This is a genomic window from Streptomyces sp. NPDC059037, assembly GCF_042740015.1.
Taxonomy (GTDB): Bacteria; Actinomycetota; Actinomycetes; order Streptomycetales; family Streptomycetaceae; genus Streptomyces.
The window spans coordinates 1-1390 of the sequence record NZ_JBHYIG010000528.1 but is presented as its reverse complement, the minus strand read 5'-3'; the positions used below and the strand labels follow the sequence as shown (position 1 = coordinate 1390).

The window sequence follows — 1390 nt, the reverse complement described above, 5'->3', positions numbered from 1 at the left end:
TGTCACAGCCCCGCGCCCCAACGGGGGCGCACCCGAACCGCACCTGACTTCGCCAGAGCCGCTTACCGCACCACGGTCCCGGGCCCCGCCCCCAACAGCCCCAGTTCCGCCCTGGTCGGCGCGCCCTCCCAGTCCCCGTGCGACGCCACCGCGAACGCGCCCGTCGTGACCGCCCGGCCGAGGCGCCCCGCGACGTCCTCGCCGTCGAGCAGCGCCGACAGGTACCCGGACACGAACGCGTCGCCCGCGCCCACCGCGTCCACCGCCCGCACCGGACGTGCGGGCACGTGCAGCTCGCCCCCGGTGGTGTGTGCCCTCGCCCCGTCGGCGCCGAGCTTGACCACGACTTCGCGGATCCCGCCGTCGAGCAGCAGCTTGGCCTGCGCGGACGCGGCGGTGCCTTCCGGTACGCACAGCGGCAGTTCGTCGTCCGATGCGATGAGGACATCGACGTACGCGATCCAGGAGCGAAGCACCGCTGCGGCCTCCTGTGAACTCCACAGCCTGGAGCGGAAGTTGACGTCGAGGCAGACCGTCGTGCCGTGCTCCCGGGCCAGTTCCAGGGCGCGCCGGCAGGCGTCGGCGGCGGACGGGCCGAGGGCCGGGGTGATGCCGGTCAGGTGCAGTACGCGCGGCGCCGGGCCGTCGGCGAAGGCCCGCTCGACCGCGTCCGGCGCGATGCGTGAACCGGCGGAGCCCGCACGGTAGTAGTGCACGCGGGTCACTTCGGGCAGCCGCGGTTCGAAGAGGATGAGCCCGGTGGGCGCGCCCGCGTCACGCGTCGCGCCGGTCACGTCGACGCCCTCGGCGCGCAGCGTGCGGAGCACCAGCTCGCCCGCCTCGTCGTCGCCGACGGCGCCCGCCCAGCCCGCGGTGTGCCCGAGCCGGGTCAGGCCGATGGCCACGTTCGACTCGGCGCCCGCGATGGAGAGGTCCATCGAACCGCCCAGCTTCAGCGGTCCGCTGCCGCGCAGGGCGACCATGGTCTCGCCGAGCGTGAGTACGTCGAGGGCGCCGAGGCGGCTCCCGCTTCCGGCCGCGCTCATCGGCGTACCCCCGCGACCGCCACGAACTCCGCGGCGCGCCTGCGCAGCGCGGCCAGGTCACCGCCGTCCGCCGCGTCCCCGACGAGCGGCGAGCCGACGCCCACCGCGACCGCGCCGAGCGCCAGATACTCCGCGGCGGCCACCGCGTCCACGCCGCCCACCGGCACGAACGGCACGTCGGGGAAGGGGGCCCGCAGCGCCTTGAGATACGCGGGCCCGCCCATGGCCGACGCGGGGAAGATCTTCAGGGCGGTAGCGCCCGATGTGCCGGCCGCGATCACGTCGGTCGGGGTGAGGACCCCGGCGGCGACGGGCAGCCCGCGCCGCACCGCCGCGTCCACGCC

At 76.0% G+C, this 1390-nt stretch carries 2 protein-coding genes; both read right to left on the bottom strand.

All coding sequences use genetic code 11. The features are described 5' to 3' along the window. Window positions 1-62 precede the first annotated feature (62 nt). On the bottom strand, window positions 63-1046 hold the full coding sequence (locus ACFWY6_RS45415) for a sugar kinase (RefSeq protein ID WP_384703790.1): 984 nt from the start codon (window positions 1044-1046) through the stop codon (window positions 63-65). Beyond that, window positions 1043-1390, bottom strand: a 348-nt coding sequence (locus ACFWY6_RS45410; RefSeq protein WP_384703787.1) for a bifunctional 4-hydroxy-2-oxoglutarate aldolase/2-dehydro-3-deoxy-phosphogluconate aldolase, incomplete at its 5' end; no start/stop codon positions are given. The genes ACFWY6_RS45410 and ACFWY6_RS45415, both read right to left, overlap by 4 nt.

Bases quoted from the DNA above. Each gene is read 5' to 3' on its own strand.
- ACFWY6_RS45415 (WP_384703790.1), bottom strand. From the start codon at position 1,046: ATGAGCGCGGCCGGAAGCGGGAGCCGCCTCGGCGCCCTCGACGTACTC.